Below are 14,214 nucleotides of genomic sequence, written 5' to 3'. Positions count from 1 at the left end.
GTGATCACCCGGTCCGCGCCGCTTTCAGGTGAACCGATGACGTAGCGCGATCAGCCGGGTCGGGCTCCACGCGGGGCCCCGGCGTGGCCGCCGACCACGATGCGGTGACGAGCCGCCGCTCCCGCCAGGCATGGTGCAGCGCGATCGCGAAGATGACCGACCCGACGACGTTGGCCACGAAATGCCACCAGACGCGGTAGGTCCACAACGCGGGTCCGGCGGGCAGCGTCCCGAACCACGTGGAGAGGCCAACGGCCTGTTGTCCAATCGCGACGGACACGGTGAGGACGAGGTGTTCCAGACCATGCAGGCCCTGCATCCAGACCCCCATCCGCGCCCACCGGCGGGCTCGGGACCCGGCGGCGTACCGCGTCACGAGCACGATGCCTGCCAGACCCGCCAGGAACACGGAGTTGCCGACCAGATGCAGGATCTCCATCCCGAGGGAGTGCGTGGCGGGATCGACGATGCCGAAGCCACGTGCGAGCGCGTCACCCCACGGCGTCATCCAGGGTGGCCGTTCCGGGTTGAGCACCCAGTACCCGGCCTGCGCGACGTGTTCCTGCAGGTGCCCGATCTGGCCGAGCACACCCGCGGCGACGACGCCGACGGAGGCGCGCAGGCACCAGGGCCGGACCCGGCTCCGGGTGGCGTAGGCGAGGACGGCGACGGCGGCCCACATCGCCACGGCGAGAGCCGTCATGGCCACGGCACCGGCGATGTCCCAGACGCTGGCGGTGTGTTCCATTGTCCCCCCGAGGGCGCTCCCCGGCCGCACGGTGAGGTCGCGATGCCCGCGACCGGCGACGGGTCGGTCGCAGCCTAGAAAGGACGGCGGCGGGCGCCACCCGGCTTCATCCGACCGGGGGTCGAGCGCCCCCCGGTCGGGGCCGTCGTTGCCCGGTTCCGGCTACCCCGGGCGGGCGAGCGGGTCCGGGGTGGAATCGGCGGTGCCCGCCTGAGCCGACTCGAACCAGAGCCGCACGCGCTCGACGGTCTCCACGAGCGTGGCGTCGGTGGTGTCGATCAGCGAGACGGGTGGGGACATCGTGGCCGCCTCGGCGCGCAGCCACTCGTTGAAGGCCAGCATTTCCGCGATCCGCGGTTCGTCCCACTCGCGCCACGCGGGCCGCGCGCGCAGCCGCGTCGCCAGCACCTCGGGCTCGGCGACGAGTGCCAGGTAGTGGATGCGGGAGAAGAAGACGCGCTCGGGAAGCGGTTCGAACTCCGGCGGCACGACCGTGCCGCACAGCACCACCGGACGCCGGTTCTGGTGGATCATCGCGGCCATGCGCAGCCACGTGGAGCGGAAGGCCGGGTGGCCGTCGACGTCGTCGCGCAGCCCGCCGGTCCACAGCACGTCCTGTTCCAGCACCACGGCCGCGCCACCGAGCAGCCGGGCCAGCGCGGGACCGACGGTCGACTTGCCGCCTCCGCTGGGCCCGGTCAGCGCGAAGAGGGGCAGCCGGTGGAAGTCCCAGCGGTGCGCGCACGCGCCGCACACCAGCTGCCCCTGCTCCACGATCGGAACGTCGGCGCGGTCGCCGCATTCCGGGCAGATCTTCAGGTCGAGCATCGAGCGATCGGCGTGGTCAGTCGAACAGCCCCTCGAGGAAGCTGCGCTTGCGACGGTGGCCGTACCCGTGCCCGCCGTGGCCGCCGTACGGCCGCGGGGAGTCCTTGTACCCGCCGCCGTAGGGGCGAGGCGAGTCCTTGTAGTAGCCGCCCCGGTGCGGCCGCGGCGAGTCGGCGTAGCCGTACGGCGCCGCGTGCCCGGCATGACCGGCATGGCCGGCATGGCTACCGTGCGGCGGAGGCGGAGGGGGCGGCGGCCCTCCCGCGGGCCGGTACGGCGGCGGCGCCGCCGACTGCGCGTAGTAGGCGTTCTCCGCGTTGACGATCTGCTCGAGCTCGCCGTGGTCGAGGAAGATCCCCCGGCAGCCGTCGCACTGCTCGAGGTGGATGCCGCCCTTGTCGACCGTCTTCATGACGTTCTGGCATTTGGGACAAATCACGGATCACAGCGTACGCATGTCGCGATGGTTCGTCCCGTGTCTCGGGGCAACGGCACTCAGCAGGCGCAGAGACAGAACGGATGCCCGTCCGGATCGGCATAGACGCGGAAGGTCTCGGGCTTGTCGTCGAGCAGGCGCGCCCCCAGGCCCAGCACGCGGTCGTGCTCGGCGTCGATGTCGGGCACGGTGAAGTCGATGTGCAGCATCTGCGCCCGCTCGTTGGACGGCCACGTCGAGGGCAGGTAGTCCGGGTCGCGCTGGAACGCGATGTCCGGGCCGCCGTCGGGGTTCAGCAGGGTCACCCAGTCGCTGTCCGGCCCTTCGTCCTCGTGGATCTGCCAGCCGAGGAGCTCGCGGTAGAACCCGGCGAGCCGCCACGGGTCCGGGCAGTCGAGCGCGACGGCACCGAACGAGACGGATGTACTCATGGCCACCTCCTGATAGCTAACTGGCGAAGTCAGTATGGTGGTTAGTACCCAGGGGAGCAACCGGTAAACGTCCTACACTGGTGACGTGGATGCGGACGTCGATCTGGTGCTCGGCTTCCTGAACACGGTCGACGTCGAGACCGGCACCGACGTGCTGGATGCGGCGGATCCGTGGCGGGCGTGGGCGGCCGAGCGCGGACTGGCCGCCGACCCCCTCGCCGAAGCGGTGCACGCCAGGGCGGCTCTGCGGGCGGCGGTGGGCGACCCCGGGTCCTCCCCCGGCGAACCGGCCGCGGCCGTCGAGGTGACGCTGACCCCGACGGGACCCCGGCTGCGGGCAAGCACTGCCGTCGGCGCGGTGCTCGCGGCGGCGGCGCGCCTGGCCGTGCTCGGCGAGTGGGGGCGCGTCAAGATCTGTCCCGCCGACGACTGCCGCTGGGCCTTCTTCGATCAGTCCCGCAACCGTTCGCGCACGTGGTGCTCGATGCGGGTGTGCGGCAACCGGCAGAAGGCGCGGGCGTTCCGCGAACGCTCCTCAGAGCGACCCCAGCCTGTGGACAACCCAGTGGATAACTCCCCGAACTGTGGATAACCTCCCCCACCCGGGGGTGACACAGCCGGGCGACCCATCCCACGAAGCAGGGAGCAAGGGACCTTTACTCTCGTTTGGCGGGAGTAAAGGTCCCTTGCTCACGGGCGGCGGGCGGCGAGGGCGGGGATGCTCGCGATCTTGTCGTCGGGCAGGTGGTCCCACAGGATGCCGCGGCTGCGCTTCGTGGCGCCGGTCCTGATCACCTCGTGCGGGGTGACGACGAGGTCCACCCGGAAGTCGTGGCCGGTCTCCGGCAGCTCCTCGTCCAGCACCTGCCGGTCGTGGACGGTGGTGACGATCGACGTGCGCCCGGTGACCAGCCCGGCCTCCACGAGCAGGCCCAGCTCGATGTCGGAGAACCCGCCGCCCTTGCCGACCCGCACCCCGTCGCGGTTGACGGCGACTGTCCCGCACACGACGAGGTCCACGGGCGACATGTCCGGCACGGCCGTGGGGTCACCGAGCGTGAGCGCGCTGTCCTTCGCCGCCGCCTTCCGGGGCGGCACGTCCAGGCGCGCCGGGTCGAGCACCACGAACGGCCGCTGCTCCTGCAGCTTGGGCACCGCCATGTACAGCAGCTTTCCCGCGGCGAGCACCCGCGAGCGCACCGGCAGCTGGGGGCTGTCCGGGTTGGCCTTCACCACGCGCGCGGCCTCCCACTCGGGCAGCCGGGCCAGGCCCGCCGCGGCCTGTTCGGCACCCGCGAAGTTCGGGATCCGGCCCCGCGCGCCGGGGAACCGGGCCAGCCGCTCCCGCTCCAGCACCGCCCACACCCGCTCGCGGACGGCCTGCTTCGCCGCCTCGACGCCGCCGGTGCGCGCCATGCTCTAGAACACCACCTGCGCCACCGTGTAGATCACCAGCCCGGCCAGCGCACCCACCACCGTGCCGTTGATCCGGATGAACTGCAGGTCCCGGCCCACCTGCAGCTCCACCTTGCGGGAGGTCTCCTCGGCGTCCCAGCGCTCCACCGTGTCGGTGATGATCGTGGTGATCTCCCGCGAGTAGTGGGTGACGACGTAGCCCGCGGCGCCCTCGATCCAGCCGTCGGTCTTCTCGGCGAGCGACGGGTCCGTGACGAGCCGGTCGCCCAGCGTGCGCAGGCCGTCCCGCACGCGCTTGCGCAGCTCGCTCGACGGGTCCTCGGCGGCGGTCAGCAGCATGTCCTTGGCCGTCGACCACGCCGAGCCGATGAGCTTCTGCACCTCGGGGTGGTTCACCAGCTGCTGCTTGACCTGCTCCGCCCGCGCCATCGTGTCGGCGTCCTTCTGCAGGTCCTGGGCGAACTCGCCGAGGAAGCGGTCCAGCGCCAGCCGCATCGGGTGGTTGACGTCGGTCTTCACCGCCCACGCGAACGCCAGCACCTCGCCGTAGACCTTGTCGGCGAGCATCTCGTCGACGAACCGCGGCGACCACGACGGCGCCCGGTCGGACACCACCCGCAGCACGGTGGCGTGGTTGTCCCGCACCCACTCGTAGGCGCGGTCGCACATGAGGTCGACCAGCTTGTAGTGCGCGCCGTCGTTGAGTACCTGCTCCAGCAGCTTGCCCAGCGGCGGACCCCACTGCCGCTCGATCACCCTGCGTACGACGGCCTGTTCCAGGACGGCCTGCACGTCCTCGTCGCGCAGCACGGTGACCGCGCCGCGCACCACGGTGGAGAGCTCGGCGGTCACCCGCTCGGCGTTGTCCGGCTGGGCCAGCCACTCGCCGACGCGCCGCGACACCTGCACGCGCCGCAGCTTGTCGCGCACCACCTGCTCGGAGAGGAAGTTCGAGCCGACGAAGTCACCGAGGCTCGACCCCAGCACGTTCTTCTTGCTGGGGATGATGGCCGTGTGCGGGATCTTGATCCCGAGCGGATGCCGGAACAGCGCCGTCACCGCGAACCAGTCGGCCAGCGCGCCGACCATGCCCGCCTCGGCCGCGGCGCGCACGTAGCCGACCCACGCGGGCCAGCCCGCCGACTCCGCCCAGCTCATGAGCAGGAACACGACCGTCGCCCCGAGCAGGAACGACAGGGCGACCAGTTTCATCCTGCGCAGGCCGCGCCGCTTGCTCTCCTCGCGCTCCGTCGAGCCCACCGGGTCGGCGGGCACCGGCGTGACGGGCCGGGCAGTGCTTGGTTGCTCCACACCGCCATTGTCCGTGAGGATGGGCCATCGTGCGCGAACCTGTACTCGTCCCCCGCCTGCGGCCGTTCACCTCGACCATCTTCGCCGAGATGACCGCACTCGCCGTGCGGACCGGCGCGGTCAACCTTGGCCAGGGCTTTCCCGACACCGACGGACCGTCCGGCATGCTCGACGCGGCCCGCGACGCCCTCTACGGCGGCGCCAACCAGTACCCGCCGGGCCCGGGGCGCCCCGAGCTGCGGCACGCGATCGCCGCCCACCGGGCCCGCTACGGCCTCACCTACGACCCGGACACCGAGGTCCTCGTCACGGCGGGTGCCACCGAAGCGGTCGCGGCGAGCCTGCTGGCGCTCACCGAGCCCGGTGACGAGGTCATCGTCATCGAGCCGTACTACGACTCCTACGCGGCGTCGGTCGCCATGGCGGGCGCGAGCAGGCGCGTGGTCTCGCTCGTGTCGGAGGGCGGCCGGTTCGCCCTGGACGCCGACGCCGTGCGGGCCGCCGTCACGCCCCGCACCCGGGCGATCCTGGTCAACTCGCCGCACAACCCCACCGGCACGGTGTTCACCCGCGACGAGCTGGCCGCGCTGGCCGCCGTCTGTGTCGAGCACGACCTCATCGCCATCACCGACGAGGTGTACGAGCACCTGGTGTTCGACGACCGCGAGCACCTTCCCCTCGCGGGCTTTCCCGGCATGGCCGAGCGCACGGTGTCGATCTCGAGCGCGGGCAAGACGTTCAACTGCACCGGCTGGAAGATCGGCTGGGTGTGCTCCACGCCCGAACTCGTCGCTGCCGTGAAGGCCAGCAAGCAGTTCCTGACCTTCGTCTCGGGCGGACCGCTGCAGCCGGCCGTGGCCTACGCGCTGGAGCACGAGCTGGACTGGGTGGAGCGGCTGCGCGGCTCGCTGGCCGCCAAGCGCGACCGGCTGTCCGAGGGTCTTGCCGAGGCGGGGTTCTCCGTGTGGCCGAGTGCGGGCACCTACTTCGTGTGCGCCGACGTCCGGCCACTCGGCTTCGCCGACGCGGCCGACCTGGCCTGGCAGTTGCCGGAGCTCATAGGGGTCGCGGCCGTGCCTGTCAAGGTGTTCACCGATCACCCTGACGAGTGGAATCACGTGTTGCGCTTCGCGTTCTGCAAGCGGGACGAGGTGCTCGACGAGGCGATCGCGCGCCTCCACAAGCTGGCAACGATTGGGCCTTCCGGGGTGGATCGAACCCGCACGAGGTGAAACACTCGCCACCGATGCTAGAAATAGCAGTCCATGGGTAGTGACGACCTGGTCGGACAATCCTCGAGAAAGACCAACATGGACGGCGGTGGTCGTGGTGGCGGGAAGCTCGGGCGCCCGGTGCGCCGCGCGCTCCGGCACGCCTGCCGTCCTGCGTCTCGTCGTCATCGCCACGCTGGCCGCCGGGGCCTGGTTGCTGGCCGCACTGCTGAGCTCGTCGGCGTTCGCCGAGGACAACGGAGGCAGCGGCACGAGCGAGGCCGGCAGCCCGGTCGCCGCCGAAGCCGCACAGCCGGAGCAGGCTGAGGCCGCACCCGCCGAGGCCGGTCCGGAAAAGGGGCCCGCCGAGCCCGCGCTGCCCGCCGAGGCGCACGCGCCGGAGGCACAGGACGGCCCGCGGATTCCGCCGGAACCGAAGCCCGAGCCGGAACCCGTCCCCGAGCCCGCACCGCAGCCGCGACCCGTGCCCGAGCCGGAACCCGTCCCCGAGCCCGCACCGCAACCCCAGCCCGTCCCCGAGCCGGAGCCCGTGCCGGAACCCGCGCCGCAACCCCAGCCCGTCCCCGAGCCGGAGCCCGCCCCGCAGCCTGCGCCGGAGCGGTCGCCGTCGCTGCTCGGCGGGCTCACCCAGTCGCTGACCGGACAGCAGGACAGCAGGGAAGGCATGGACCCGGCCGGTGGTGGCCTGCTCGGCTCCGTCACCCAGACCGTCACCCACCTCATCGGCACCGTCACCACCACCGTGACGGGCACGGTCGGCACCGTCGGCGGAACGGTCGACGGCACCGTCGACAACGTCACGGGCATCGTGAACGACACGGTGCGGCCGATCGTCGAGGTGCCGGACGCACTGCCCGAGATCGGCGGACTGCTGCCGGGTGGCGCCGTCCAGCCCGCGCCGGAGCCCGGTGCCGGTGCCGGTGCCGGAACGGGCACCGGCTCGCCGCCTGTCACCGCCGCGCCACAGGCGCCGCCCGCTGCCGCGGCGAAGGCCCCGGCCGCCACCGGCAGGCACGCGGTCGCGGGACCCGCGCTCACCGGGGCGGCCCCGACACCGGTCCACCGGATCCTCACCGCCTCGGCCACCACACCGGCCGACGCGCAGGCAGGCGGCGGTTCGGGCACCGGCGGCGGCGGTGCCCCGCTGCCCGCCGCCCCCGTCGGTCTTGCCGGCGCGTCGTGCTCGGTCGCGGCGGCACAGGACAACGGCGGTGGCGCCCGGTCCGTGCACGGCATCCTGAGCTGGGCACCGACCGTCACCCAGCTGCGGCTCATCGGCGTCAGCCGCGACCACGACGCCGACGGCGCGGGCCGGGAAGCAGCCCTGCCCGCCACCTCCCCTGACTGACGCGACCCGGAAAGCCGGGGACGAGCTGCGTCCAGTTCAAGATCAACTTCTTGGGTTCGCGCCCCCCGGTCACGCCTGACGTCGAGATCGCTGCCCGTTTGGCAAGGGGTGTTCCCGTGAACTCTGTGCTTCCCGCTCGGCCGACCGCGCCCGGCCGGGACGGGGTCTGGTCCCGGTGCCGCGTTGCCCCCGCGGCACCGGGGCTCCCACCGGGCGCGCGTCGGCCGTTTCCGCTCACCGCGCCGAGCGGAAGCCGCAGCCCGATGCGCGCCTGAGCCGCAGGGCCTTCCCGGCATGGCGAGGGGCGATGCCGGGTAAGGCCCGCGGCACCCCGTGCCCGCCCCCGGGCACGGCACGGAGCCGGTGCGCTGGATGATCTACCGTCCCGTATCCCTGGAGAGACGGAAACCTCACATCCAGCGCATCGGCTCCTTTTTTGCCCTCGTTCAGGTCACGGTGGCGTCCACAGTGGACGACACGCCGTCGGCGACACCCGCCGCGGACGCCGCCGCGAGGCTGAGCCGCCGCACCGCCTCCCGCAGCCGCGCGGCAGGCTGGGTGTAGGGCAGCCGCAGCCAGCGCTCCAGCCCACCGTGCACACCGAACCGCGAGCCGGGGGCGAGTTGCACCCCGTGGTTGGCGGCGGCCACGCTGAGCCGGGTGCTCATCGGCTCGGGAAGGCGGCACCACAGACCCAGCCCCCCGGACGGCAGCTGGAATGTCCACTCCGGACAGTGCTCCCGCACCGCGGCGGCCAGCGTGTCCCGCATCCCGCGCACCTCCTGCCTGCGGGCGCGCAGCGCCGGGTCGGGGTCGGCCAGCAGTTCGGCGAGTACCAGTTGTTCCAGCACGGGCGAGCCCAGGTCGAGCGACCAGCGCGCCGAGACGAGCCGGTCGAGCAGCTCCTCCGACGCGCGGATCCAGCCAAGGCGCAGCCCGCCCCAGAACGACTTGGCGGCGGAGCCGACCGTGATCGCCCAGTCCCCCGCGAACGCGGCCAGCGGTGCCGGCCCGTCCACGGGGTCGCCCTCCAGATCCAGCTCGGCGTGCGTCTCGTCGACCACGGCAGGTGTGCGCACCCTGGAGAGCACGGCGCCCAGCCGCTGCCGGTCGGCCTCGGACATGCGCAGGCCGGTGGGGTTCTGGAAATCCGGCACGAGGTAGGCCAGCCGGGGCGCGGCCTGGCGCAGCGCCGCCTCGATGCCGTCGAGGTCCCAGCCCGCGTACGCGTCGACGGCCACGGGAACAGCCAGTGCGTGGGCCGCGCGGATCGCCTCAGGTGTGTTCGGATAGCAGGGCTGCTCGACGAGCACGCGATCGCCGGGAGCCACCAGCGCGCGCAGGGCCAGCGCGAACGCGTGGTGCGCGCCGTTGGTCACGAGCACCTGCGCGGGCGTGGTGGGCAGGCCGCGTGCGGTGTAGCGGGCCGCGATCCGCTCCCGCAACACGGGCAGCCCGCGCACGCTGTAGCCGTGTTCGAGCAGTTCCGGGGTGAGCATCGGCCGGGCGGCGTCGACGGCGGCCATGAAGCCGCTCACAGCGGGCGGCGAAGCCCGCGCGAAGTCGATCAGGTCCAGCCGGGCGGCCGGGGCGAGCGTGGCCCCGCGCCCGCCGGCCGCCGTCACCCAGGACCCGGCGCCCTGCCTGCTCGCGATCAGGCCCTGCTCACGCAGCCGCTCGAGCGCCGAGCCGACGAGCGTGCGGCTCACCCCCAGCGCGTCGGCCAGTGCCCGCTCGGCGGGCAGCCGCGTGCCGGGTGGCAGCTGGCCGTCGCTCACGTGCAGCTCGATGGCGGCGGCCAGATCGCTGGCCCCGCGACGTGAGCCGCCGCGACGCCAGTCACCGAGGATCATGGCCAGCCGGGCACCCGATACCCGGCCACCGAACGGTCGATCCGCACCCATAAAGACCAATACTTGCAGATTGGCTATGGATAAACCAGCGATTGGTCCGCGATAGTGTCGATGTGGCTCAATTGGAACAGCTCGACCTGCGCACCGTCACCGTCACCGTCAGCCCCGTCCGCAGGCTCACCCAGCTCACCGCGGGCCTGGTGCTGTACGGCGCGAGCATGGCGATGATGACCCGCTCGGGGCTCGGCCTCAATCCGTGGGACGTGCTGCACGAGGGCATCACCGAGCGCACCCCGCTCACCTTCGGCATGGTGGTGGCGCTGACCTCGGTGGCCGTGCTGCTTTTGTGGATCCCCCTGCGCCAGCGGCCGGGCATCGGGACGGTGGCCAACGTCGTGATCATCTCGGTGACCGTCGACCTCGTGCGGCTCGTCCTGCCGGACCAGCACGCGCTCGGCTGGCAGATCACGCTGCTCGTGGGTGGTGTGGTCCTCAACGGGCTCGCAACGGCCGCCTACGTCGGCGCCCGTCTTGGCGCCGGCCCGCGCGACGGCCTGATGACCGGGCTGGCGGCCAGGACCGGGCGCTCCGTGCGGCTCGTGCGCACCGGCATCGAGGTGGTGGTGCTGGGCACCGGGTGGCTGCTCGGCGGCACGGTGGGCGTCGGCACGGTGCTCTACGCGCTGGCCATCGGCCCGCTCACGCAGGCGTTCCTCCCGCTGACCGTCTGGCGGGAGCGGCCCCCGCGCCCGTGAGCCCGCCGCTCACGACGCTCTGCGCAGCACAGCCCTGACGGCCTCGGCCGACACGCCGAGCCCGGACAGCACGTCCCGCGCGGGGCCGGGCACCACCGCCAGCGCCAGCAGGATGTGCTCGCTCCCGATGCGGCGGTCGCCGAGCATGATCACCTCCCGCAGGCAGCGCTCCAGAACCCGTTTGGGCTGCTCGCCGAACGGAATGTGCCCGCGCGCCCTGCGCCCACCCCCCGCGAGCGCGTGGGGTCCGTGTTCCTGCTCGATCCGCGAGACGATGTGGTCGACGTCGATGCCGAGGCCGCCCAGCGCCTCGGCGTCGGCGTCGCTCAGCCCGCCCCTGCGGCGCGCGAGCTGAGCCCGCGCGGCCACGTCGTCGAGCGCGACCCCGAGCCCGCCCAGCAGCCGCGCGGCGGCGCCCTGGGGAAAGCGCGTGAGCGCCACCAGGACATGCAGGGTGTCGACCTCGGCCGAGCCCAGCTCCGTGGCGTCGCGCACGGCCTCCCTCACCGTCGCCCTCGCGTCCTTGGTGAACTGCTCGAACATCAGCGCCTCCCGTACTTCTTGTGCACAGCCTGCTTGCTCACGCCGAGCTCCTCGGCGATCTCCTGCCACGACCAGCCGTGCACCCGCGCGCTGCGCACCTGCACGGCCTCCAAGCGCTCCAGCAGGCGGCGCAGGGCGGCGACGGCGCGGAGCCCCACCCGCGGGTCGGCGTCGCCCGCCTTGGCGGCCAGATCCGTTGCCTCTGTCATGTCGTCAATCTACGTTGACGACGATCGCATGTCAACCACAGTTGACGCTGGGGGCGCTGGCTACTGTCGTCGGCGTGCCGCACATCGACATCGCGGAGCAGGCGGGCGTGGGTCTGGACGGCGAGCCGAGGCCCACCGAGGACGTCGTGGTGACCACCGGCAATGCCGTCGTGGTGCTCGACGGCGCGACCGAGGCGCGCAAGGAGCTGCCCAGCGGCGGCTGGTACGCGCACCGGCTCGCCGAGCAGCTGGAGTGGCGCCTGCGAACGGATCCGGACGGCGACCTCGCCGCGCTCCTCGCCGATGCCATCGCCGAGGTCGCCGCCGCACACGACCTGCGGGCGGGGCATTCGCCGTCGAGCACGGTGGCGATGGTCCGCTGGACCGCCGACCGGGTCGACGCGCTCTCCCTCGCCGACAGTCCGGTTGTCGCGTTCGGACGGTCGTGGGTGGAGGTGCTCTCCGACGACAGGCTCAGCGTGCTGCGACACAGCGGCCTGCTGCGCACGCGGGCCGAGGTGAACCGGCTGCGCAACCACGAGGACGGCTTCTGGGTCGCGGAGGCCGCCCCCGAGGCTGCCGCGCACGCACTGCGCCGCAGCTGGCCTCGCGTGGATCTGGACGCGGTGCTCATCGCCACCGACGGCGTGTCCACCGGCGTCGACGACTACGCCCTGTTCCGCTGGCCCGGCGTGCTCGGCCTCGCCCGCGAACACGGGGCGGCCGCCGTGCTCGACGCCGTGCGCACCGCCGAGCGCGCAGACGCGGACGCGACCCGGTGGCCGAGGCCGAAACGACACGACGACCAGGCACTGGCCCTGATCGACTTCGCCGCGAATCAGGGGGCGGCTCAGGGCGTTCCCTGATCCCGCGCGCCCCGGTTCCCGCCATAGTCGATCTCATGGCGGACCTCGGGACGAAGGCGAAGGCTGCGACGGCGAGGACCGTGAGAACCCTGCCCGTCGCGCGGACACGCGTGTGGACCATCGCCGCGTCGGCGGCACTGGGCTGGGCCCTGTTCACGCTGCTGATCCTGCACGTCGTCAGCTCGTTCAACCCGCTGGTCGATCCGCTCAGCCGCTACGCCTTCACCGACAACGGCGAGGGCATGCTGGAGGCGAGCCTGCTGTCCTTCGCGGTGGGCGTCATCGCCGTCCGTGGCGCGCTCGCGGCGTCCGGGTTCCCGGTGACGCGCACCACCACGGTGCTCACCGGGGCGACGGCGCTGGGACTCGCCGCCGCGGCACTGTTCCCCGCCACCTTCACCGCGGAGATCGACCCGGCGAGCGGCCTGATCCACCAGTACGCCAGCGTGCTCGCGTTCGCCGCGCTGCCCGCGATCGCCTTCTCCGTGCTCGACGGGCTCCGGCACGTGCCCGAACTGGCCGCGGCCCGCACGATGTTCGTGCGGCTGCTGCAGCTGTGTGCACTGAGCCTCACGCTCTTCGCCGTGAGCTACGTCGCCGACGCCTTGCCCAGCACGCCGCTGCTGAACACGGTCGTCTCGCTGCTGCCGGTCGGCTTCGCCCAGCGCATCGTGTTCGTCGTCGACTTCTGCCTGCTCGCCGCCGTGCTCGTGCTGGCGGTCCGTACCGCACGGCTGCACGGCGCCCGTTGCCGGTGATACGTTCGTTCGAACGAACGAGCGGCCGAAAGGCAGCGGCCATGCCGGACATCGACGATGCTCGCGTGCCGGGCCGAGCCGGTGCCGCCCCGCCGATCGTGCGCGGAACCGCCGCGTGGCGCTACTTCGGCGACGTCCGGGCGAGCCTGCTCGCCGGGCAGGTGCTGGTGCTGCAGGTGGCGCACCCCGTGGTGGCGGCCGGCGTCGAGGACCACTCCGACTACCAGCGCGATCCGTGGACCCGGCTGCTGCGCACGGCGGGATCGCTGGCGACCTACGTCTACGGCGACCCGGTGGGCGCGCAGTACGAGGCCGACCGGCTGCGCGAGCTGCACCGCCGGTTCACCGGCGTCACCGGCGACGGCCGCCGTTACGCCGCGCTCGACCAGCGCGCCTACGCTTGGGTGCACGCGACGCTGGTGCGCCAGCCCGTCGACGCGCAGCGGTTCTTCGGCCGCCCGCTCTCCCGCGCCGAGCTGGACGAGTACTACGCCCAGCTGCGCGAGGTCGGCCGCAGGCTCGGGCTGCGTGAGCGGCACCTGCCGCCGGACTGGGCCGCCTTCGAGCGCTACTACGCCGAGATGGTGGCGGGTTTCGGCCCCAACGACGCGATCCGCACCCTCTTCGAGACGATCCGGACAGTGCCCAAGCCGGTGAGCCTGCTGCCCGACCGCGTGTGGGCGCCGCTGCGGGACGGGCAGGCGAGCGCGCAGTCGTTTCTCATCGCGGCCACCCTTCCCCCGGTGCTGCGCGAACGGCTGGGTCTGCAGTGGACGGACGAGCAACAGCGGAGGTTCGCCCGGCTGTGCCGGGTGACGCGCCTGCTCGGGCAGGTGGCCCCGCCGCCGCTGCTGTCGGCTCACGTGCGGCTGGTCGCAGGGCTCACTGTCCGGCGCCGCCGCCGCTGGGGTCTGCATCCCTGAGCTTGCGCCGCGCGTAGTGCGCGCGGGCCTTGGCACGGTTGCCACAGCGCGCCATCGAGCACCACTGCCGGTTGCGCTGTGGTGAGGCGTCGGCAAGGCGCAGGCCGCAGTCGTCCGCGGCGCAGATCCGCACGGTGACCGGGCTGGTGACGAGGTCGATGGCGTCGACGGCCAGCGCGCCGAGCGCCGCCGCCACGGGGTCGGCCGACGGCGCGACGGCCCGGTGCGGCGTGCCGTCGGCGCCGAGGCGCAGTGCGGGCGGGGCCGCCGCCCTCGCGGCCTCATTGAGCACCCGCACGTCCTCCCGCGCGGGGCGGTGGCCCGCCGAGACGGAACGGGTGACGCGGTCGATGGCCTCCCGCAGGTCGAGGGCCATGGCCAGGTGCGCCGCGTCCGCCCGCCCGGTGAACCCGGCCAGGCTCAGCCACTCGGTGAGCGCGGCCGGGCCGGTGAGCAGCTCCCGGCCGCCCGCGTGCCGGTCGCGCCGCGTGTTGACCAGATCGAGGCATGCCCGCCCGCTGTCGAACACCCATCCGGAGTCTGCCATCTAACTATCT

At 72.9% G+C, this 14,214-nt stretch carries 17 protein-coding genes; 7 read left to right on the top strand and 10 right to left on the bottom strand.

What is annotated here, in order from left to right; translation table 11 throughout:
- Positions 1-4: 4 nt before the first annotated feature.
- The 4 genes from BAY60_RS07265 to BAY60_RS07250 form a co-directional block, all read right to left on the bottom strand.
- Positions 5-748, bottom strand: a complete 744-nt coding sequence (locus tag BAY60_RS07265; RefSeq protein ID WP_245992360.1) for a DUF6008 family protein — start codon at positions 746-748, stop codon at positions 5-7.
- Positions 749-910: 162 nt separating this feature from the next.
- Positions 911-1,576 carry an AAA family ATPase gene (locus BAY60_RS07260; protein ID WP_112279995.1) on the bottom strand — a complete coding sequence of 222 codons (666 nt, stop codon included), beginning with the start codon at positions 1,574-1,576 and terminating at the stop codon, positions 911-913.
- A gap of 16 nt (positions 1,577-1,592) precedes the next feature.
- On the bottom strand, positions 1,593-2,015 hold the full coding sequence (locus BAY60_RS07255; protein ID WP_112279994.1) for a TFIIB-type zinc ribbon-containing protein: 423 nt from the start codon (positions 2,013-2,015) through the stop codon (positions 1,593-1,595).
- Positions 2,016-2,071: 56 nt separating this feature from the next.
- Positions 2,072-2,443, bottom strand: a complete 372-nt coding sequence (locus tag BAY60_RS07250) for a VOC family protein (RefSeq protein ID WP_112279993.1) — start codon at positions 2,441-2,443, stop codon at positions 2,072-2,074.
- Between the two features lie 85 nt (positions 2,444-2,528).
- Between BAY60_RS07250 and BAY60_RS07245 the strand changes: the two genes are divergently transcribed.
- Positions 2,529-3,035: a CGNR zinc finger domain-containing protein gene (locus BAY60_RS07245; RefSeq protein WP_112279992.1), complete on the top strand. Its 507-nt coding sequence runs from the start codon at positions 2,529-2,531 to the stop codon at positions 3,033-3,035.
- Positions 3,036-3,133: 98 nt separating this feature from the next.
- Here the strand turns inward: BAY60_RS07245 and BAY60_RS07240 are convergent, their stop codons facing one another.
- Together BAY60_RS07240 and BAY60_RS07235 are read right to left on the bottom strand one after the other, a co-directional pair.
- Positions 3,134-3,859: a 5-formyltetrahydrofolate cyclo-ligase gene (locus tag BAY60_RS07240; RefSeq protein ID WP_112279991.1), complete on the bottom strand. Its 726-nt coding sequence runs from the start codon at positions 3,857-3,859 to the stop codon at positions 3,134-3,136.
- Between the two features lie 3 nt (positions 3,860-3,862).
- Entirely contained in the window at positions 3,863-5,170 is a 1,308-nt protein-coding gene (locus BAY60_RS07235) for a DUF445 domain-containing protein (protein WP_112279990.1), read from the bottom strand.
- A 29-nt stretch (positions 5,171-5,199) separates the two neighbouring features.
- On the opposite strand from BAY60_RS07235, the gene BAY60_RS07230 reads away from it, so the two are divergent.
- Together BAY60_RS07230 and BAY60_RS37505 are read left to right on the top strand one after the other, a co-directional pair.
- Positions 5,200-6,402 carry a pyridoxal phosphate-dependent aminotransferase gene (locus BAY60_RS07230; protein ID WP_112279989.1) on the top strand — a complete coding sequence of 401 codons (1,203 nt, stop codon included), beginning with the start codon at positions 5,200-5,202 and terminating at the stop codon, positions 6,400-6,402.
- Positions 6,403-6,499: 97 nt separating this feature from the next.
- Entirely contained in the window at positions 6,500-7,750 is a 1,251-nt protein-coding gene (locus BAY60_RS37505; protein ID WP_211330197.1) for a hypothetical protein, read from the top strand.
- A gap of 446 nt (positions 7,751-8,196) precedes the next feature.
- Here BAY60_RS37505 and yczR read toward each other — a convergent pair whose 3' ends face one another.
- A complete protein-coding gene (gene yczR / locus BAY60_RS07220) occupies positions 8,197-9,654 on the bottom strand; it encodes a MocR-like transcription factor YczR (protein WP_211330196.1) in 1,458 nt (485 codons plus the stop codon).
- A gap of 62 nt (positions 9,655-9,716) precedes the next feature.
- Here yczR and yczE point away from each other — a divergent pair, with 62 nt between their 5' ends.
- Positions 9,717-10,358 carry a membrane protein YczE gene (gene yczE, locus BAY60_RS07215; protein ID WP_170160319.1) on the top strand — a complete coding sequence of 214 codons (642 nt, stop codon included), beginning with the start codon at positions 9,717-9,719 and terminating at the stop codon, positions 10,356-10,358.
- 9 nt (positions 10,359-10,367) lie between these two features.
- Here yczE and BAY60_RS07210 read toward each other — a convergent pair whose 3' ends face one another.
- Positions 10,368-10,901: a Clp protease N-terminal domain-containing protein gene (locus tag BAY60_RS07210; RefSeq protein ID WP_112279987.1), complete on the bottom strand. Its 534-nt coding sequence runs from the start codon at positions 10,899-10,901 to the stop codon at positions 10,368-10,370.
- Positions 10,901-11,110, bottom strand: coding sequence for a sigma factor-like helix-turn-helix DNA-binding protein (locus BAY60_RS07205; protein WP_112279986.1), 210 nt, complete (start codon positions 11,108-11,110; stop codon positions 10,901-10,903). Before BAY60_RS07205 ends, BAY60_RS07210 begins: the two co-directional genes overlap by 1 nt.
- A 74-nt stretch (positions 11,111-11,184) precedes the next feature.
- Between BAY60_RS07205 and BAY60_RS07200 the strand changes: the two genes are divergently transcribed.
- Genes BAY60_RS07200 through BAY60_RS07190 form a run of 3 tightly spaced genes read left to right on the top strand, consistent with a single transcriptional unit; the run spans position 11,185 to position 13,657 of the window.
- A complete protein-coding gene (locus BAY60_RS07200; protein ID WP_112280776.1) occupies positions 11,185-11,976 on the top strand; it encodes a protein phosphatase 2C domain-containing protein in 792 nt (263 codons plus the stop codon).
- Between the two features lie 35 nt (positions 11,977-12,011).
- Positions 12,012-12,734 carry a DUF998 domain-containing protein gene (locus tag BAY60_RS07195; protein WP_112279985.1) on the top strand — a complete coding sequence of 241 codons (723 nt, stop codon included), beginning with the start codon at positions 12,012-12,014 and terminating at the stop codon, positions 12,732-12,734.
- Between the two features lie 41 nt (positions 12,735-12,775).
- Positions 12,776-13,657 (top strand): oxygenase MpaB family protein, encoded by an 882-nt coding sequence (locus tag BAY60_RS07190; protein ID WP_112279984.1) that lies wholly within the window; start codon positions 12,776-12,778, stop codon positions 13,655-13,657.
- Here the strand turns inward: BAY60_RS07190 and BAY60_RS07185 are convergent.
- Positions 13,617-14,204, bottom strand: coding sequence for a CGNR zinc finger domain-containing protein (locus BAY60_RS07185; protein WP_112279983.1), 588 nt, complete (start codon positions 14,202-14,204; stop codon positions 13,617-13,619). The two genes, BAY60_RS07190 and BAY60_RS07185, sit on opposite strands and share 41 nt — an antisense overlap.
- Between the last annotated feature and the right edge of the window lie 10 nt (positions 14,205-14,214).

Origin of the sequence: Prauserella muralis (assembly GCF_003202285.1) — a bacterium.
In the GTDB taxonomy this organism is placed as follows: Bacteria; Actinomycetota; Actinomycetes; order Mycobacteriales; family Pseudonocardiaceae; genus Prauserella_B; species Prauserella_B muralis.
Note: the sequence above shows the minus strand (reverse complement) of the source record. Positions and strands in the feature narration are given on the sequence as shown.

Excerpts from the sequence above, each read along its gene's own strand:
- BAY60_RS07185 (WP_112279983.1), bottom strand. The coding sequence starts at position 14,204 with ATGGCAGACTCCGGATGGGTGTTCGACAGCGGGCGGGCATGCCTCGAT.
- BAY60_RS07265 (WP_245992360.1), bottom strand. The coding sequence starts at position 748 with ATGGAACACACCGCCAGCGTCTGGGACATCGCCGGTGCCGTGGCCATG.
- BAY60_RS07240 (WP_112279991.1), bottom strand. The coding sequence starts at position 3,859 with ATGGCGCGCACCGGCGGCGTCGAGGCGGCGAAGCAGGCCGTCCGCGAG.
- BAY60_RS07190 (WP_112279984.1), top strand. The coding sequence starts at position 12,776 with ATGCCGGACATCGACGATGCTCGCGTGCCGGGCCGAGCCGGTGCCGCC.
- yczR (WP_211330196.1), bottom strand. The coding sequence starts at position 9,654 with ATGGGTGCGGATCGACCGTTCGGTGGCCGGGTATCGGGTGCCCGGCTG.
- BAY60_RS07210 (WP_112279987.1), bottom strand. The coding sequence starts at position 10,901 with ATGTTCGAGCAGTTCACCAAGGACGCGAGGGCGACGGTGAGGGAGGCC.
- BAY60_RS07260 (WP_112279995.1), bottom strand. The coding sequence starts at position 1,576 with ATGCTCGACCTGAAGATCTGCCCGGAATGCGGCGACCGCGCCGACGTT.
- BAY60_RS07250 (WP_112279993.1), bottom strand. The coding sequence starts at position 2,443 with ATGAGTACATCCGTCTCGTTCGGTGCCGTCGCGCTCGACTGCCCGGAC.
- BAY60_RS07195 (WP_112279985.1), top strand. The coding sequence starts at position 12,012 with ATGGCGGACCTCGGGACGAAGGCGAAGGCTGCGACGGCGAGGACCGTG.
- BAY60_RS07205 (WP_112279986.1), bottom strand. The coding sequence starts at position 11,110 with ATGACAGAGGCAACGGATCTGGCCGCCAAGGCGGGCGACGCCGACCCG.